Genomic DNA, 18,007 nt, shown 5'->3' on the forward strand with positions numbered 1-18,007 from the left:
TCACCCTAAGTTAGGTTAGGCTGACCTCATTCCTTGAGGGTGTTGAGTAAAGGGTGCTGAGTCTTCGATGGATTCGCTGGATTCGATGATGGAACCGAGCGCTGGTCTCGTACTGCTGTCTCCCGCGCGGCTCGCCGACATGCGCCGGCGCATGGGCGGCTACTCCGACCGGACCCTCGCCGAGGCGTGCGCCATCGGTCTCTCGTACTGGGCCACCGGCCGCAGCCCCGAGGGCATCGACCTCGCGCCCGGCACCCTCTTCGCCGACGTGCTTGCCTGGGCCGACAACGGCGGTGCGGCGCCCGGCGGTTGGGAGACCGGGGAGGAGGGCACGGGCGGCGTGGACGGCCGGAGCATCGCCGTCCCCTCCGGTGTCGGACTCGCCGACGCCCAGCTCGCCCTCGGCGACCTGGCCGACTTCCCGGACCGGCCCCTCGGCACCATCAGCCCCACCGGACCGGCCGCGCGGCTGGAGACCCTCGCCCGGTGGAACGACACCGAGGCGCACCGGGAGCGCCCGACCATCGTGGAGATGTTCCGCGAGCAGGCCCGCACCCGACCCGACGCCGTCGCCGTCGTCGACGAGCACCGCACCCTGACGTACCGTCAAGCAGCCGAGCTCTCCGCCCAGTTGGGCCATCACCTCATCGAGCGCGGGCTCACCGCCGAGCAGGTCGTCGGCATCTCCCTCGGCCGCAGCGCGGAGATGGTCATCGGGCTCCTCGGCGTGCTCCAGGCCGGGTGCGCCTTCGTGCCGCTCGACCCGCAGTGGCCCGCCGAGCGCCGTGCCGTCGTCATCGAGGACGCCCGCGTCGTGCTGCAGCTGGGCGCCACGGGGGAGTGCGAGGCGGGCGAACCGGACGCCCTCGCACTCGACCTCGACGACTGGGGCTACGGCTCCTACCCGGTCGGGGAGACCGGGGTCGCCGTCGACGGCGACGCGCTCGCGTACGTCATCTTCACGTCCGGTTCGACCGGGCGGCCCAAGGGCGCGATGATCCGTCACCAGGCCATCAGCGAGCGGCTGTTGTGGCAGGTGAACGAGATCCTGGGCTTCGGCCACGACGACGCGTCGCTGTTCAAGGCGCCGCTGTCCTTCGACATCTCCATCAACGAGATCTTCCTGCCGCTGGTCTCCGGCGGCCGCCTCGTGGTCCTGCGGCCCGGCGGCGAGCGCGACCCGCACCACCTGCTGAGCGTGATCGCCGAGCAGCGCGTCACTTTCACGTACTTGGTGTCGTCCATGCTGGACGTCCTGCTGGAGATGGCGGGCGACTCCGGGCGCCTCGACAGCCTGCGGCACGTGTGGTGCGGCGGCGAGGTGCTCACCCCGGAGCTGTACGAGCGGTTCCGCACCCGGCTCGACATCCCCATGTACCACGGCTACGGCCCGGCCGAGACGACGATCGGCGTCTCCCACGTCATCTACCGGGGCGCGGCCGAGCGCCTGTCCACGTCCATCGGCAAGGCCAACCCCAACACCCAGCTGTACGTGCTCGACGAGGAGCTGCGCCCGGTCCCGGTCGGCGTCGGCGGCGAACTGTACGTGGGCGGGCTCCTGTTGGGGCGCGGCTACGTCAACGCGCCGGGGCTCACGGCGTCCCGGTTCGTGGCGAACCCCTTCGCGGCGGACGGGTCGCGGCTCTACCGGACCGGTGACCTCGCGCGGTTCGCCCCGGACGGGTCCCTCGACTTCCTCGGCCGGGCCGACAACCAGATCAAGATCCGCGGCATGCGCCTGGAGATCGAGGACGTCGAGGTCGGCCTCGCCGAGCACCCCGGGGTGCGGCACACGTGTGTCGTCGCGCGGAAGAACACGGCGGGCGGCACCTACCTGGTCGGATATGTGATCCCGGCCGCCGGGAGTGAAGGGCTGCGGGCGGCCGAGGTCAAGGAGTGGGCCACCGCGCACATGGTCGAGTACATGGTGCCGACCCACATCGTCGTCCTCGACGCGTTCCCGCTCACCGCCAACGGCAAGCTCGACCGGAACGCCCTGCCCGAGCCCACCGCCGACACGAGCGCCCTCGTCGCACCCGGCACCGAGAACGAACGCACGGTGTGCGCGGCCGTCGCCTCCGTGCTCCGGCTCGAACAGGTCGGTGTCGACCAGGACTTCTTCCAGCTCGGCGGCGACAGCATCCTCGCCATCTCGCTGCTCAGCGCCCTGCGCGAGGCGGGCCTCTACGTCACCGCGCGGCAGATCTTCACCCACAGCGTCGTGGGCGCCCTGGCCGCCGTGGCCGGCCGCGAGGACGTCACCGCCGTCCACCCCGCCGAGGACGTCGCGACCGGCGCCGTCGTGGGCTCGCCCGTCGTGCAGTGGCTCGGCGAGACCACGGACGCGATCGACGGCTTCGTGCAGTCGGTGGTCCTCACCACCCCGGCGGAGCTGACCGGCGAGGCGCTCGGCGCGATCCTCACCTCGCTGATCGGGCGGCACGACATGCTCCGTGCCCGTCTGGTGCGCGGCGAGCGCTGGAGCTTCGACATGCCGGAGGCGGAGGGAGCCGCCGCGTCCTGGCAGGAGAGCGACCTGCCGCTGGACGACTGCGTCGCGCTCGCCACCGAGGGGCTGGACCCGGCGGGCGGCGTGATGCTGCGCGCCGTGTGGCGCCGCGCGGACCGGCAGCTGGTCCTCGTCGCCCACCACGTCGTCATGGACGGGGTGTCCTGGCGCGTCCTGATGGACGACCTCGCCACCGCGTGGCGGCAGCGCTCCGCGGGCACCCCGGTCGAACTCCCGCCCGTGGGCACGTCGTTCCGGCAGTGGACCACGTACCTTCAGAGCGCCGCCGCCGACGCCGACCCCGCCCCCTTCCGGCGGGCCCTGCCGGGCACGGACCAGCCGGTGGGCCGGCGCGCGCTGACCGAGGCCGACACCGTCGCCCGGGAGCGGACCCGGACCGTGACCGTCGGCCCCGAGGTCACGGCCGCGCTCCTCGGCGAGATCCCCGCGAAGTTCCACGCGGGCGTCAACGACGTTCTGCTGACCGCGCTCGCCGTCGCCCTCGCCCGGTGGCGCCGCGACCTCGGGCAGGAGCAGACCTTCGCGCACATCGAGCTCGAAGGCCACGGCCGCGAGGGGCAGTTCGTGGCGGCCGCCGCAGGCCGCGAGCCGGACCTCTCGCGCACCGTCGGCTGGTTCACCACCCTGTTCCCCGTGACCGTCGACCCCGGCGCCACGGCGGAGCACACCGACTCCGCGCACACCGACTCCGCGTACCTGGCACCGGCGTACCTCGCGGCCGCGCTCAAGGCCGTCAAGGAAGACCTCGCCCGGGTGCCGGACAACGGCATCTCGTACGGCGCCCTGCGCTACCTCGCCGGCGCCGCGTTCGACGCGCCCGCGCCGCAGGTGCTCTTCAACTACCTGGGCCGCTTCGACGCGGGCGCGGCCGGGGACTGGCAACTGGCCGGGGCCACCGGGCAGTTGGGCGAGAGGCGCGACCCGCGGATGCGGCTGCCGCGCCCGCTGGAGTTCAACGCGATCGCCGAACCCGCGGCGAACGGCGCGGGCGGCGCAAGCGGCGCGAGTGGCGCGTACGAGCTGGTCACCACCATCTCCTGGCCCGACGGGGTGTTCACCGACGAGGACATCACGACCCTCGGCGGGTACTTCCGCGCCGCCCTTGCCGCACTCGCCGCGCTCGACGAGGGCGGCCACACCCCCAGCGACTTCCCCCTGGTGCCGCTCACCCAGGCCGACGTCGACGCCCTGGACGGCCCCCGGCTGCGCGACGTCCTGCCGCTGACCCCGCTGCAGGAGGGCCTCTACTTCCACTCGGTCTTCGACGACGACTCGGCGGGCGCCTACGTCGAGCAGCAACTCCTCACCCTGGAGGGCGAGGTGGACGCCGAGCGGCTCGCGGCGGCGGCCACCCGGCTGCTCACGCTCTTCCCGAACCTGGCCGCGCGGTTCGTGGCCCTCGCCGACGGCCGCGTCGTCTCCGTGCTCGACGGCGGCGCGCAGGCGCCCTTCACCGTGCTCGACCGGCCCGGGATCACCGACGCGGAGCTCCGCGACCTCGCCGAGCGGGACCGCCGCGCCGGGTTCGACCTGGCCACCGGCCCGCTCATGCGCTACACGCTGATCCGCACGGGCGCCGACAACCCCGAGCTCACCGGCCGCACCGTCCTCGTCCAGACCGTGCACCACATCATCGCCGACGGCTGGTCGGTGCCGCCGATGCTGCGCGCGCTCCTCACCGAGTGCCACGCGCCGGGCACCGTGTACCCGCGCGGCGGCTTCGCCGACTACGTCCACTGGCTCGCCGGGCGCGACGAGGACGAGAGCGACCGGACCTGGCGCGAGGAGCTCGCCGGGCTTGCCGGGCCCTCCCTGGTCGCCGAGGGGCACACGCCCTCCGACCGGTTCGCCGACACCTCCGTACAGCCCCAGGAAGACATCGACGCGGCCGTACGGTCGGCCGGAGTGCCGCTGAGCGTGGCGGTGCACAGCGCCTGGGCGGTGACGCTCGGCTCCCTCCTGCACGGCCAGGACGTGGTGTTCGGCTCCACCGTCTCCGGGCGGGACGCGGACGTGCCCGGCATCGAGGACATGGTGGGCCTGTTCATCAACACCATTCCCGTACGGGCGCGTTGGACCGCCACCGGCACGGCGCGCGAGCTGCTCGCCGCCGTCCGGGAGCACCAGAGCGCCGTCCTGCCGCACCAGCACGTCTCACTGGCACGGATCGGCCGCCAGGCGGGCGCGGGCTCGCTCGTCCAGGGCGGTGCGGGCTCGCTCGTCCAGGCGGGCGCGGGCTCGCTCTTCGACACCCTCGTGGTCTTCGACGTCGCCACCGACGTGGCCGGGCTGCGCGCGCCCGGCGACGACCTGGTCATCGCGGACATCGTGAACGAGGGCGCCCCGCACTACCCGCTGACACTGGTCGTCGAGCGCACGCCCGACGGCACACCGCGCTTCAACCTGATCTACGACGGTGAACTCCTGCGCGAGGACGGCGCCCAGGCGATCCTGCGCACCTTCACGCGGACCCTCACCGGCCTGCTCACCCGGCCGGACGCCCTGGTCGACGAGCTGGCGCGGGAGAGCGGACGGCAGCCCGTCCAGGTCGCTCCCGCGACCCTGGGCGAGCTGTTCGACGCCGCCGCCCGCCGTGACCCGGCCGCCACCGCGGTCACCCAGTGCGGCCTCGACGGCGGCGCCAGGTCGTTGACGTACGGCGAACTGGCCGACGCCAAGGACGAGTTGGCCGCTTCCCTGCGTGCCGCCGGGGTCGGGCCGGGGCGGCGGGTCGCCGTCGCCGTGCCGCGCTCCCTCGAACAGGTCGTCGCCCTCGTGGCGGTCGTCTCCGCGGGCGGCGCCTATGTGCCGCTCGACCTGGCGTACCCGGACGAGCGCCTGGAGTACGTCCTCGCCGACGCCGCTCCGCAGGTGGTCCTGGTGGACCGGGACCAGCGGGACCGCTTTGCGCGGCTCCTTGAGCGGGCGGGCGTGGCGGCCCGGGTGGTGGTCCAGGGCGACGAACTCCCCCTGGACTCAGCGGAGTCGGCGCCCGCCGTCGCCGTCAGTCCGCGCGACCCCGCGTACGTGATCTACACCTCCGGGTCGACCGGCCGCCCCAAGGGCGTCGTCGTCCCGCACTCCAGCGTCGTGACGCTGCTCGCCCGGACGCGGCCCGACATGGACTTCGGACCCGACGACGTCTGGGTCCAGTTCCACTCCTTCTCCTTCGACTTCGCGGTCTGGGAGCTGTGGGGCGCGCTGACGCACGGTGCCGAACTGCTGGTCCCGGAGTACGGGCTGACGCGCTCGCCGGTCGACTTCCACCGGCTGGTCCGGGAGCGCGGGGTGACCGTGCTCAACCAGACCCCGTCGGCGTTCTACCAGTTCATCGAGGCCGACCGGCACGCCGATGAGCCGGTCACGGCGCTGCGCCGGATCATCTTCGGCGGCGAGGCCCTCGACCTCGGGCGGCTGCGCGGCTGGGTCGAGCGGCACGGCACCGGCTCGCCCGAGCTGGTCAACATGTACGGCATCACCGAGACCACCGTGCACGTCACGCACCGGGTGCTGACGGACGCCGACTTCGGCGCCGACGGCGCCGTCGATCAGGTGAGCCCGATCGGCGGCCCCATCCCCGGCCTCGTCACCTACCTGCTCGACGACCGGCTGCGCCCGGTCCCGCCGGGCCGCGTCGGCGCCATCTACGTCGCCGGGGACCAGGTGTCGCTCGGCTACCTGGGGCGTCCGGGCCTGACCGCGGGCCGGTTCGTGGCCGACCCCTTCGCGGGCGACGGCTCCCGGATGTACCACACGGGCGACCTGGCCCGGCGCACGCTCGACGGCGAGCTCGAGTTCGTGGGACGCGCCGACGACCAGGTCCAACTCAAGGGCTTCCGCATCGAGTTGGGTGAGGTGGAGGCCGCCGTCCGGGAGCTCGACGGCGTCGTCGACGTGGCCGTCACCGTCGCGGACAGCGGCGACCACCTCGTCGCGCACGTCGTGGGCCGCGTCCCCGACGACACCGCCGCCCTCTCCGAGGCGCTGTCCGCGAAGCTGCCGGTGCACATGGTGCCCGGCCGGGTCCTGACGGTCGACGCCCTGCCGCTGACGGTCAACGGCAAGCTGGACCGCAAGGCGCTGGCCGAGCGGGCGGCCGCCGCCTCGGACGCCGCCGCTCCGGACGCTGCCGCTCCGGACGCTGCCGCTCCGGACGCCGCCGCTCCGGACGCCGCCGCTCCGGACGCGGGCGCTTCGGTCGCGGGCGTCAGCGAATCCGTACTCACCGCCCTGACCGAAGTCTTCGCCGAGACGCTGTCCGGCGCCACCGTGGACGCCGACACCGACTTCTTCGTGGCCGGGGGCGACAGCATCGTCGCCATCACCGTGATCAACCGGGCCCGCGCGCTGGGACTGCCCATCGCGCCCCGCGACGTGTTCCTGTTCCGCACGCCGCGCGCGCTCGCCGAGCACCTGGGAGCCCAGGGTTCCCAGGGCGCCCCGGGAACCCGTACGCCGCAGGCCGCCGCCACCGCCCCCGCGCGCCGCGAGGACGGCCCCGTGGCACCCACGCCGATCATCCTGCGCCAGCGCGCATTGGGTGAACTCGGCGGATCCCTCGACCGGTTCGCCCAGGCGCGCACCCTCGTGGCCCCCGAAGGCGCCGGTTTCGCCGACGCCGAGCGCGCCGCCCGTGCCGTGGTCGCCGCGCACCCGGCCCTCAGGCTGCGGCTGCGCACCGAGCACGGGGTGTGGGCGCTGCGCACCGAACCCGCCCGTGACGTCGACGTCACCGTGGAGCGGCCGCAGTCGACCGACCCCACGGCCGTCGCCGACGCCGCCGCCGGACGCCTCGACCCCGAGTCCGGCGACGTCATCGCCTTCGCCTGGCTGGAGGCGAGCCGGACCCTCGTCGTCACCGTGCACCACCTCGCCGTCGACGCGGTGTCCTGGCTGATCCTCCTCGACGACCTGACCACCGCGATGAGCGGCGCCGAACTGCCGCCGCCCACCACGTCCTTCGCCGAGTACGCCGAGGCGCTCACGCTCGGGGCCGCGCAGGACGTCGACGGCATCGGGCACTGGATCGACACGCTCCGGGCGCCCGAACTGGTCGCACGGACAGGGGAGTTGCGCGAGACCACGGCCGTGCTCGCCGCCGAGGCGAGCGACCGCGTGACCCGCACCGCGCCCGCCGCCCTGGGCATCGGCCTCACCGAGCTGCTGTGCGGCGCGCTGCGCACCGCCCTCACCCGGACCCAGACGTCGATGCGGAAGGCGCCCACCGACCTCGCCATCGACCTGGAGCGGCACGGCCGGGTCCCGGCCCTGGAGCACCACGACTACACGCGCACGGTCGGCTGGTTCACCGCCATCGCACCCGTGCGGCTCACCGCGCACACCGACCCCGTCGCGGCGGCCCGCGAGGTCGCCGAGCGCCAGCCCGACGAGTGCGGCCACATCGCGTACGGCAAGCTCCGCCATCTCAACCCGCAGACGGCCCCGCTCCTGACCGGCCGCCCGCAGGTGCTCTTCAACTACCTGGGCCGGGGCGGCGAATCGCAGGCGCTGCGCCTCACCGGCGGCGACCAGGCAAGCCCGTACGCCGTCGAGGTCAACGCGTGGACGGACGACGCCACCGGCCGGCTGCACGCGGAGTTCCTCCTCGGCGAGGACATCCCCGACGAGATCGCCGAGCACTGGCTGAGCGCCCTGGAGTCCCTCGCGGACGCCGCGGCCACCGCCGAGCGCACGGCGCCCGTCACCCCGCTCCAGCGCGGCCTGTTCTTCCAGGCCCAGCTGGCGGGCGCGGCCGGACACTACGTCGCGCAGAGCTGGTTCACCTTCGACCGGCGCCTGGACACGGAGGCGCTCGCCGAGGCGATGGCGCACGTGATCGACCGCCACCCGGTCGCTGGCGCGGGCTTCGGCACCGACGACGACGGCAACCCGGTCCAGGTCCTCAAGGCGGGCCGCCGCGTCCCCGTCCGCACGGTCGAGCTCACGAGCGACGCGGACGTCGAGGCGCTGCGCGCACGGGACCGCGACGCCGGGTTCGACCCGGCCGAGCCGCCGCTGATCCGGCTGACCGTGGTGCGCCGTCCCGACGGCCGCGACGGACTGCTGCTCAGCTACCACCTGCTGCTGTGGGACGGCTGGTCCCGCGAGATCGTGCTGCGGGACCTGTTCGACGCCTACGAGGCCGCGCTGCAGGGCGAGTTGGCGCCCGCCGTGCCCGCCACGCCGAGCTTCGAGGAGTACGCCAGGACGCTCGCCGCCAAGGACTCCGCCGCGGCCGAGCGCTTCTGGGCCGGGCACCTCGCGGACCTCGGCGGACCGACGCTGCTCGCGGGCCCGGCGCCGTCCCTCTCGGACGCGCTGCCGCAGCCCCTCGTGCACACGCTCTCCGCCGAGCAGTCGGACCTCCTGCGCGACGCCGCCAAGGCCCACGGCGTCACCCTCAACTCGGTGCTGACCGGCGCCTTCGGGCTGCTGCTCGGGGCGCACACCGGCCGCGCCGACGCCGTGTTCGGCGTGACCGTCTCCGGGCGCGACGGCGAGGGCCTGGCCGACCTCGTCGGCGTGCTGCTCAACACCGTGCCGATGCGGACGAAGGCCCGGCCGCACGAGACCGCGGGGGAGTACCTGGCGGGCGTGCAGGCGGCCCGGGTCGAGGCGATGGAGCACGAGCACCTCGGGCTCGGCGAGATCCAGCGGGCCAGCGGGCACGACACCCTGTTCGACAACCTCTTCGTGCTCCAGAACTTCCTGGACATGGACGCGTTCGCCGCGATGAACGCCCGGCACGGCATCACCTCGGTGACCGCCGACGACTCCACGCACTACCCGTACACCTGGGTCGTCACGCCCGGCGAGCGGCTCACGGTCAAGCTGGAGCACCGCGCCGGCACCCCCGAGGACGCCCGCCGGCTGCTCGACGACTACCTGCGCGTGCTCGACGAGCTGGCCCGGTCGGCCGGTCCGCTGGGCGCGCTGCCGGGACTCGGCGCCGAGCCCGCGCCCGGCGCCCGTACGGACGTCGGCACGGACACCGTCGTCGACCGCTTCGACCGGGCGGCGGACCGCGCCCCCGAGCGGGTCGCCCTCGTCGCGGACGGCGCGTCCCTGACCTTCGCCGAACTCCGGGACCGCAGCCGGGCGGTGGCGGGCGTGCTCGCCGGGCGCGGCATCGGACCCGAGACGACCGTGGGCCTCGCGCTCCCGCGCTCCCTCGACTCGATCGTGGCGCTGTTCGCGGTGCTGCGCGTCGGCGCCGCCTATGTGCCGCTGGAGCTGGACCACCCGGACGAGCGGATCGCGGGGATCGTCGCGGACGCCCGGCCCGAGGTGATCCTGACCGTGAGCGCGGTGTCGCCCCGGCTGCCCGCCGGCACCGAGGTCATCGAGCTGGACCGCCGGCTGCCGGACGCCGAGCCCTTCGTGACGTTCGCGCCGGACGATCCGGACCGCCTGCGCCACCCCGCGTACACGATCTACACCTCCGGTTCGACCGGGAGGCCCAAGGGCGTGGTGACCGAGTACGCGGGCCTCACCAACATGCTGATCAACCATCAGCGACGCATCTTCGAGCCGGTCCTCGCCGAGCACGGCCACCGCGTCTTCAAGATCGCGCACACCGTGTCCTTCGCCTTCGACATGTCGTGGGAGGAGCTGCTCTGGCTCGCCGACGGGCACGAAGTGCACATCTGCGACGAGGAGTTGCGCCGGGACGCGCCCCGCCTGGTCGCGTACTGCCTGGAGCACGGCATCGACGTCATCAACGTCACGCCGACCTACGCGCAGCAGCTCGTCTCCGAGGGGCTGCTCGACACCCCGGAGCGGCGGCCCGCGCTGGTGCTGCTCGGCGGCGAGGCCGTCACGCCGACGCTGTGGCAGCGGCTCGCCGAGACCGAGGGCACGGTCGGCTACAACCTGTACGGGCCGACCGAGTACACGATCAACACCCTGGGCGTCGGCACCTTCGAGTGCCAGGACCCGGTGGTGGGCGTGGCCATCGACAACACCGACGTGTACGTCCTCGACCCGTGGCTGCGGCCGCTGCCGGACGGCGTGCCCGGTGAGCTGTACGTGGCGGGCGTCGGCATCGCGCGCGGCTATCTCGGGCAGAGCGCCCAGACCGCGCACCGCTTCGTGGCGTGCCCGTTCGGGGCGCCCGGCGAGCGCATGTACCGCACCGGGGACCTGGTGGTGCGGCGGCCCGACGGCAACCTCAGTTACCTGGGCCGCACCGACCAGCAGGTCAAGATCCGCGGTCACCGGGTCGAACTCGGCGAGGTGGAGGCCGCGTTCGCGGCGCACCCCGCGGTGCGGTTCGCCGCGGCCGTCGCCCAGCCGGACCCGCAGGTCGACGGCGCGTACCGGCTCGCCGTCCACCTCGTCCTGGACGGCGCGGACCTCGCGGCCGTGGCCGCCGACGTGGGCGCCGGGCTGCCGGACTTCCTGCGCCCCTCGCACTACGCCGAGGTCGACGCCATCCCGCTGACGGTGAACGGGAAGGCCGACACCAAGGCGCTGCCCGAGCCCAAGCCGCTCGGCGCGCTGACCACGGCGGCGGAGCGCGCCCCGCGGACCGAGACGGAGACCGTGGTCTGCGAGCTCTTCGCCGAGGCCCTGGACCTGGACGACGACGAGGTGAGCGCGGTCAGCGACTTCGTGTCCCTCGGCGGGCACTCGATGCTGGCGGTCCGCCTGATCGGCCTGCTGCGCCGGGAGTACGGTCCTGTGGTCACCGTCCGCGACCTCTTCACCCTGCGAACCCCGGAAGCGATGGCCCGCCATCTCGATGAGAACTCCTGACACACAGACGACGCCTGACACGCGGCGGCCCCGCCCGGGGTCCGACATCCTGCGGACGGCCCTGCGCCGCAACGTCGGCGCCATGATCTGGGGCACCGTCCTCATGGGCCTGTACCAGGCCGGTGAGACGGCCTTCCCGATCGCGCTCGGCCTGATCGTCGAGCACACGATGAAGGGCGAGCGCAGCCTCGGCGCCCTCGCCGTGTCGATCGGCGCGCTCGCGGTGATCATCACGACGGTGTCGCTGTCGTGGCGGTTCGGGATGCGCATCCTGCAGAAGGCCAACACGACGGAGGCGCACCGCTGGCGGGTGCGGGTCGCGGCCTGCGGGCTCCAGCCCGTCGCCCGGGACGTCGACCTGAAGTCCGGCGAGGTGCTCACCATCGCCACCGAGGACGCCGACCAGACCGCCGACATCGTCGAAGTCGTGCCGATGCTGATCAGCTCGCTGGTCGCGGTGCTCGTCGCGGCGGTGGCCCTCGGTCTCGCCGACTACCGGCTCGGCCTGCTGGTGATGGTCGGCACCGTCGGGATCCTCACGGTCCTGAGCGTCATGTCCAAGCGGATCGGCTCCAGCACCCGCGAACAGCAGGCCCGGGTGGCGCGGGCCGGCGCGAAGGTCGCCGACCTGATCACCGGCCTTCGCCCGCTGCACGGCTTCGGCGGCAACCACGCGGCGTTCCGCTCGTACCGGCAGGTCAGCACCGAGGCGAAGCACCAGGCGGTCACCGTCGCCAAGGTGAACGGCGTGTACGCGGGGACCGCCCTCGGCCTCAACGCCGTCCTCGCCGCGGCCGTGACCCTGACGGCGGGCTGGCTGGCGCTCGGCGGCGAGATCAACATCGGCGAACTCGTGATGGCGGTGGGCCTCGCGCAGTTCATCATGGAGCCGCTGAAGCTCTTCTCGGAGATGCCCAAGTACGTGATGACGGCCCGCGCCTCCGCCGAGCGGATGGCCCTGGTGCTCGGCGCGCCGCCGGTGACGACCCCGGGCGAGGGCCGCCCGGCCGAGGGCGGGGACCTGGAGCTCGACCACGTCCGGTACGGGTCCCTGCGCAAGCTGAAGTTCCGGGTGCGCGCGGGCGAGTTCGTGGCGATCGCCGTCTACCAGCCGCGCGCGGCGGCCGACCTCGCCGCGGTCCTCGCCGTGAACGTCCCGCCCGAGGCGTACGAGGGCGCGGTGCGGCTCGGCGGGCAGGAGCTCGCCGCGCTGTCGGTCGAGTCGGTGCGCGAGCACCTGCTGGTGAATCCGTACGACGGGGAGATCTTCGCGGGCACCCTCCGGTCGAACATCGACCCCGCGGGCACGAGCCGCACGGTCGACGAGGCCGTCGAGGCGTCCATGCTGACCGACGTCGTCGCGCTGCACCGCGAGGGGCTCGACTACGGCGTCCGCGACCGCGGCGCCAACCTGTCGGGCGGGCAGCGCCAACGCCTGTCCCTGGCGCGCGCGCTGGCCGCCGACGCCGAGATCCTGGTCCTGCACGACCCGACGACGGCCGTCGACGCGGTCACCGAACAGCTCATCGCGCGCAACGTAGCGAAGCTGCGCCGGGGCCGCACCACCGTCGTGCTCACCAGCAGCCCGGCGCTCCTGGACGCCGCGGACCGCGTGCTCGTCCTGGACGAGGGGGCCGTCGTGGCGGAGGACACGCACCGCAACCTGCTGGCGCGTGACGAGGAGTACTGCCTGGCCGTGGCCAGGTGATGCGGCGCGCGGCTCCGGGCAATACGCCGGGTGGCCCCGGGGAGTCGACGTACTCCCCGGGGCCACCCGGCTGTTGAGGTATCGGAAGGGGCTCAGGCCAGCGCCCAGGCGACATCCCTGAGCAGGGCGTGCCGCCAGCCCGCCCGGTCGTGGCCGGACGGCGACCGGGAGACCCGTACCGTCGCACCGGCCTCCTCGGCCAGCTTCTCGGCGAGCGCGCAGTGGGGAAGCATGCGCGTCTCGTGCTCGCCCACGTCGAACGCGGCCCGCAGCCCGGACAGTCCGGTGCCCTCCAGCCCGCGCAGCCGCTCGGCGACGGCGCCGCCGACCGCGCCGCCCAGCGGATCCGCCGCGCCCACCGCGCCGGGCGCCCACCAGAACGAGGGCGACTGGCAGGCGATGCGGTGCACGAGCTCCGGGAACTCGAGCGCCGCGTACATCGCGCTCAGTCCGCCGAGGCTCTGCCCGGCCACCACGAGGCGGTCCGGGTCCGCGCGGACCCCGGACTCCGCCACCAGCGGCAGCAGTTCGTCCCGGACCGCCTCCCACAGCGCCCGCTCGCAGCCGAACTCGGCCTCCCGGTCCTTGGCCGGCAGGAACACGAGGGTGACGGGCGGCATCTCGCCCTGGGCGACGGCCGAGTCGAAGGCGTCCATGGCCGGGTGCAGATGCAGCCAGTCGTCCCCGTCGAGCAGCAGCACCACGGGCCCGCCGCCGCCCGCCGGGTGGACCCGTACGGTGCGCCGGCCGCCGAGCCGTTCGCTGCTCCAGCGGATCCGGGTGCGCGGCAGCGGCAGTACGACGTCGGCGCCGGCGCCGAGGGCGGGCCAGTGCGGCTGCTCCCCGGCGTCCGGGGTCGCGGCGATGGACCGGTCGCCGCCCGCGCCCGCCGGGTTGAACGGGTCGGCGTGCGTGTCTCCGTCGCCGGTGCGGAGCTGATAGGTCACGCGCAGCCGCGCGGGCATCGCCACCTCGGCATACCAGCAGTCGGTCGCGCCCCACCGCTTCAGGGCGACGGGCTCGGACCAGCTCTCGAAGGCGAGGGTGGCGGGGGAGCCGCGCCACAGGAAGAGGGTCGTCCAGCCGTTGTCGGCGGGCAGTGACACGGGTGTCCGGGCGGCTGCCCAGAACGTGTCGGTGCCCGGCTCGCCGGTCAGCCCGTATGCGGCGAAGGGCTGTTCTGTTCCGGTCGAGCGGTGCATGGACGCTCCTTGTGAGAGGGAAGGGGAAGGGCTAAGCTCACTGTTGATTAGGCGAGCCTAACCTAAGCAAATCCGAGGAGTCACTGGCACATGAGCACCAACCCCTTCGACGACGCCGACGGCCGCTTCCTGGTCGTGGTCAACCACGAGGGACAGCACTCGCTGTGGCCGTCCTTCGCCGAGGTGCCCGGGGGGTGGACGACCGTCTTCGAGGAGAACTCCCGGGACGCCTGCCTGGAGTACATCGAGGCCAACTGGACCGACCTGCGCCCGCGTTCGCTCGCGGCGGCCGCGGACGCCTGACCCGCTGATGCTCTGCACCCGGCTGACGAACGCGCGCTTCCTGACCATGGACCCGGACCACCCCGTCGCCCACGACCTGGGCATCTGGCGGGGCCGGATCGTGGGCCTCGACGCGGCCGTGACGTCGGTGCCCGCGCGCGAAGTGATCGACCTCCAGGGCGCCACCGTGCTGCCCGGGTTCATCGACGCCCATGTGCACCTGGCCTGGACCGGGTTCAAGGAGAGCGCCCCGAGCATCGCGGGCCGCACGCGGATCGACGACGTGCTCGCGGCCGTGGAGGACGCCGTCACCCGCAAGGGCGGTGCGGGCGGCGGCAGTTCGGGCGGCGGTGATTCGGGTGACGGCAGCTCGGGCGACTGGGTGACCGTCGTCGGCTACGACCAGCGGGCCCTCGGCCGGCACCTGACCGCCGCCGAACTCGACAAGGTCAGCCACGGGCACAAGCTGTACCTGCTGCACGACTCCGGGCACGGCTGCGTCGTCAACTCCGCCGTCCTGGACCTGCTGCCCGCGGACATCCCGCACGAGAACGGCTTCCTCGCCGAGGGCGCCATGGGTGCAGCCCGCGCCCTCGGCCTGCCGCGCTCCCAGCGGGACCTGGCCGAGTCCATCGGGCGCGCCGCCCGGACCTGTCTGGCCGAGGGCGTCACCGCCTGTGCCGAGGCGGGCATCGGCGGCACGCTCCTCGGGCACAGCCCGGTCGAGCTGGGCGCCTACCAACTCGCGCGCGACGAGGGACTGTTGCCGCTGCGGGTGCAGCTCATGGTCGCCGCGGACCGGCTGCGCCCGGTCGACGCGCACGCGGCCGACGGCTTCCCGCGCGCCCTCGACCTCGGCCTGCGCACCCGGTTCGGCGACGACCGCCTCTCCGTGGGGGCCCTGAAGGTCTTCACGGACGGCGGCATGATGGCCAGGACCGCCGCGCTCACCAGTCCGTACGAAGGACTCGACCACAGCGGCCAGTTGCAGGACGACCCGGACGTCCTCGCGGACACGATCGTGGACGGCCACCTCGCGGGCTGGCAGCTCGCCGTGCACGCGATCGGCGACCGCGGGGCCGACGTCGCCCTGGACGCCCTGGAGCGGGCCCAGCGCCTGCGCCCGCGCCCCGAGGCCCGGCACCGCGTCGAGCACGCCGGACTGATCCGCCCCGACCAGCTCGCGCGCTTCGCGCGGCTCGGCGTCACCGCGGTCGTCCAGCCCAACTTCCTGCGCCACTTCGGCGACGACTACGCGGCGATCATGGGCGAGGAGCGGGCCCCCTGGCTCTACCGGGGCCGGTCGTTCCTGGACCACGGCATCCGCCTCGTCGGCAGCTCCGACCGCCCGGTCACGGACGGATCCCCGCTGCGCGCCGTGCAGTTCATGGCCGAGCGCACCTCCGCGTCCGGCCAGGTGATCGGCCCGGACGAGGGCATCACGGTCGAACAGGCCCTGCACGCCTACACGATGGCGGGCGCGTACGCCTGCCACTGGGAGAACGACCTGGGCAGCCTCACCCCGGGCAAGCGCGCCGACCTGGTGGTGCTCGGCGACGACCCCACGCGCGTGGAGGTGTCGCGCATCGGCGGGATCGAGGTGGCGGCCACGTATGTGGACGGTCGTGAGACGAGGGAAACGGGGAAGGTGGCGGCGGCATGAGGGAGACAGGGCTGACGGCTGGTGCTGAGGGCTACGCAAGCCTCTGGGAGAGCGATGCCTTCCCGCACCGCTGGGTCATCTGGGACACCCCGGAGGAGACCCTCGTCTTCGACAGGAAGATCAACTGCCCTGTGGACATCGTCGACGAGAGGGTCCTGAGGGAGGTGCTCGACCGGATGCGCCGGGCGGACGTGCCCGAGACCCGGGAGTATCCGGGCGGGCCGTGCGCGTAGCCGCCCTCGCTCACGCACCTGGAAATCGCGTACCTGAGGAAGGTAGATCTTGACCGCGGCCACGCCGCCCCCTGCCCTGTCCCTCCGGACACCGCCTCGCACGCCGCCGCCGGTCGTGCGCTGCGCCCGCGAGGCGGACGCCCCCGAACTCGCCGCCCTGTCCGCGCCGTTCGTGCGCTCGGGCGCGCTGCGGGAGCGGCCCGCCTCGGTGTACGCCGCTCATGCCACCGACTTCTTGGTGGCCGAGTCGTCGGAGGGGGACCTGGGGGACTTGGGGGACCTGGGGGATCTGGGAGGTCTCGGTGGCTGCGTGGGGCTGCGCGTGTATCCGGGCGGGGAGCGTGGGCTCACGGGCGTTCTGTACAACTTCTGTGTGGCGGAGCACATGCAGGGGCGCGGAGTCGGAGCCGAACTCCTGCGCGCCGCGCTGGCGATGGCGCGGGCCGGGGCGCTGGACGCTGTGTTCACGGCGACGACCGGTGGCGGCGACCTCTTCCTGCGGTACGGCTTCGCGCCCGCGAGCGCGCAGTCGGCGCCGCCGTCCTGGGCGGCGTCCCTCGACCCCCGGCGCAATGCGCGGGTGCTGGCGCGGGACTTGTGAGGCCACGCGGCGGCACGGCTCCCGGCTATACGGTGCTCGGGTCGCGGTCCTGGCTGTGGTCGGGGACCACGGTCGTGCCGGTGAGGGTCCCGCCGAGGACGCCGCGCAGCACCGCGTGCGGCACCCGGCCGTCGAGCACGTGGGCCCGGCCCACACCGCCGCGTACGGCCCGCAGGCAGCCCTCCATCTTCGGCAGCATCCCGCTCGCGAGCCCGGGCAGCAGCTCGTCCAGCGCCTCGGCGGTCAGGTGCTCGATCACCTCGGTGCTGTGCGGCCAGTCCGCGTACAGCCCCGCCACATCCGTGAGCATCACGAGGCGTTCGGCGTCGAGGGCCACGGCCAGGGCCGACGCGGCGAGATCGGCGTTGACGTTGTACACCTGCCCGTCCGCGCCGCGGGCCACCGGGGAGACCACGGGGATGTGGCCCTGCTCCAGGAGCGTGCGCACCATGGCCGGGTTCACGTCCACGATGTCGCCGACGAGACCGATGTCCACGGGGCGGCCGTCGACCCAGGCGGGCCGCCGTTCGGCCGTCATCGTGTGTGCGTCCTCGCCGGTCATTCCCACGGCGAAGGGGCCGTGGGCGTTGATGTGGCCGACTATCTCCCGCTGGACCCGGCCGGTGAGCACCATGCGGACGACTTCCATGGTCTCCGGCGTGGTCACGCGCAGGCCCGCCTCGAAGCGGCTCTCCAGGTCCAGCCGGTCGAGCATCGCGCTGATCTGCGGGCCGCCGCCGTGCACGACGACCGGGTGCAGGCCGGCCCGCCACAGCTCCACGACGTCCTGGGCGAAGGTGCGTTGGAGGCTCGCGTCCACCATGGCGTTGCCGCCGAACTTGATGACGACCGGTCTCATGCTCTCTGTCTCCACCCACCCCGGAGCCAACAAGATTTGCTTAGCTTAGCCTAACCTAATTGATGATCGGCTCGGTGATCGGCTCGGTGGTCCGGTCTGTGCGGGCAGGGGAGTTATCCACTGGTCGGGGGTTGTCCACAGGGCGAACCGGAAGCCCGCGATCCGGGCCACA

At 73.6% G+C, this 18,007-nt stretch carries 8 protein-coding genes; 6 read left to right on the top strand and 2 right to left on the bottom strand.

Annotation, left to right across the window (positions count from 1 at the left end; genetic code table 11):
- Positions 1-85 precede the first annotated feature (85 nt).
- Both ACQB60_RS38940 and ACQB60_RS38945 read left to right on the top strand, forming a co-directional pair.
- On the top strand, positions 86-11,287 hold the full coding sequence (locus tag ACQB60_RS38940; protein WP_496930813.1) for an amino acid adenylation domain-containing protein: 11,202 nt from the start codon (positions 86-88) through the stop codon (positions 11,285-11,287).
- Positions 11,274-12,995 (top strand): ABC transporter ATP-binding protein, encoded by a 1,722-nt coding sequence (locus ACQB60_RS38945; protein WP_496930814.1) that lies wholly within the window; start codon positions 11,274-11,276, stop codon positions 12,993-12,995. Before ACQB60_RS38940 ends, ACQB60_RS38945 begins: the two co-directional genes overlap by 14 nt.
- A gap of 92 nt (positions 12,996-13,087) precedes the next feature.
- Here the strand turns inward: ACQB60_RS38945 and ACQB60_RS38950 are convergent, their stop codons facing one another.
- Positions 13,088-14,197, bottom strand: a complete 1,110-nt coding sequence (locus ACQB60_RS38950) for an alpha/beta hydrolase-fold protein (RefSeq protein ID WP_496930815.1) — start codon at positions 14,195-14,197, stop codon at positions 13,088-13,090.
- A gap of 90 nt (positions 14,198-14,287) precedes the next feature.
- Between ACQB60_RS38950 and ACQB60_RS38955 the strand changes: the two genes are divergently transcribed.
- From ACQB60_RS38955 to ACQB60_RS38970, 4 genes are read left to right on the top strand one after another with little or no spacing between them, the layout of a single operon-like run.
- A complete protein-coding gene (locus ACQB60_RS38955; protein ID WP_496930816.1) occupies positions 14,288-14,500 on the top strand; it encodes an MbtH family protein in 213 nt (70 codons plus the stop codon).
- A gap of 7 nt (positions 14,501-14,507) precedes the next feature.
- The gene (locus tag ACQB60_RS38960) at positions 14,508-16,142 is read left to right on the top strand and encodes an amidohydrolase (RefSeq protein ID WP_496930817.1); all 1,635 of its coding nucleotides are present in this window, start codon (positions 14,508-14,510) and stop codon (positions 16,140-16,142) included.
- Positions 16,139-16,375, top strand: coding sequence for a hypothetical protein (locus ACQB60_RS38965; protein ID WP_496930818.1), 237 nt, complete (start codon positions 16,139-16,141; stop codon positions 16,373-16,375). The genes ACQB60_RS38960 and ACQB60_RS38965 overlap by 4 nt, the downstream gene beginning before the upstream one ends.
- A 49-nt stretch (positions 16,376-16,424) precedes the next feature.
- Complete coding sequence (locus ACQB60_RS38970; RefSeq protein WP_496930819.1) at positions 16,425-16,976, top strand: GNAT family N-acetyltransferase; 552 nt, start codon at positions 16,425-16,427, stop codon at positions 16,974-16,976.
- 25 nt (positions 16,977-17,001) lie between these two features.
- Here ACQB60_RS38970 and argB read toward each other — a convergent pair whose 3' ends face one another.
- Positions 17,002-17,835: an acetylglutamate kinase gene (gene argB / locus ACQB60_RS38975; protein ID WP_496930820.1), complete on the bottom strand. Its 834-nt coding sequence runs from the start codon at positions 17,833-17,835 to the stop codon at positions 17,002-17,004.
- Between the last annotated feature and the right edge of the window lie 172 nt (positions 17,836-18,007).

The sequence above is a fragment of the Streptomyces odontotermitis genome (assembly GCF_050510915.1).
Classification (GTDB): domain Bacteria; phylum Actinomycetota; class Actinomycetes; order Streptomycetales; family Streptomycetaceae; genus Streptomyces.

Bases quoted from the DNA above. Each gene is read 5' to 3' on its own strand.
- ACQB60_RS38945 (WP_496930814.1), top strand. From the start codon at position 11,274: ATGAGAACTCCTGACACACAGACGACGCCTGACACGCGGCGGCCCCGC.
- ACQB60_RS38960 (WP_496930817.1), top strand. From the start codon at position 14,508: ATGCTCTGCACCCGGCTGACGAACGCGCGCTTCCTGACCATGGACCCG.
- ACQB60_RS38940 (WP_496930813.1), top strand. From the start codon at position 86: ATGATGGAACCGAGCGCTGGTCTCGTACTGCTGTCTCCCGCGCGGCTC.
- argB (WP_496930820.1), bottom strand. From the start codon at position 17,835: ATGAGACCGGTCGTCATCAAGTTCGGCGGCAACGCCATGGTGGACGCG.
- ACQB60_RS38965 (WP_496930818.1), top strand. From the start codon at position 16,139: ATGAGGGAGACAGGGCTGACGGCTGGTGCTGAGGGCTACGCAAGCCTC.
- ACQB60_RS38950 (WP_496930815.1), bottom strand. From the start codon at position 14,197: ATGCACCGCTCGACCGGAACAGAACAGCCCTTCGCCGCATACGGGCTG.
- ACQB60_RS38955 (WP_496930816.1), top strand. From the start codon at position 14,288: ATGAGCACCAACCCCTTCGACGACGCCGACGGCCGCTTCCTGGTCGTG.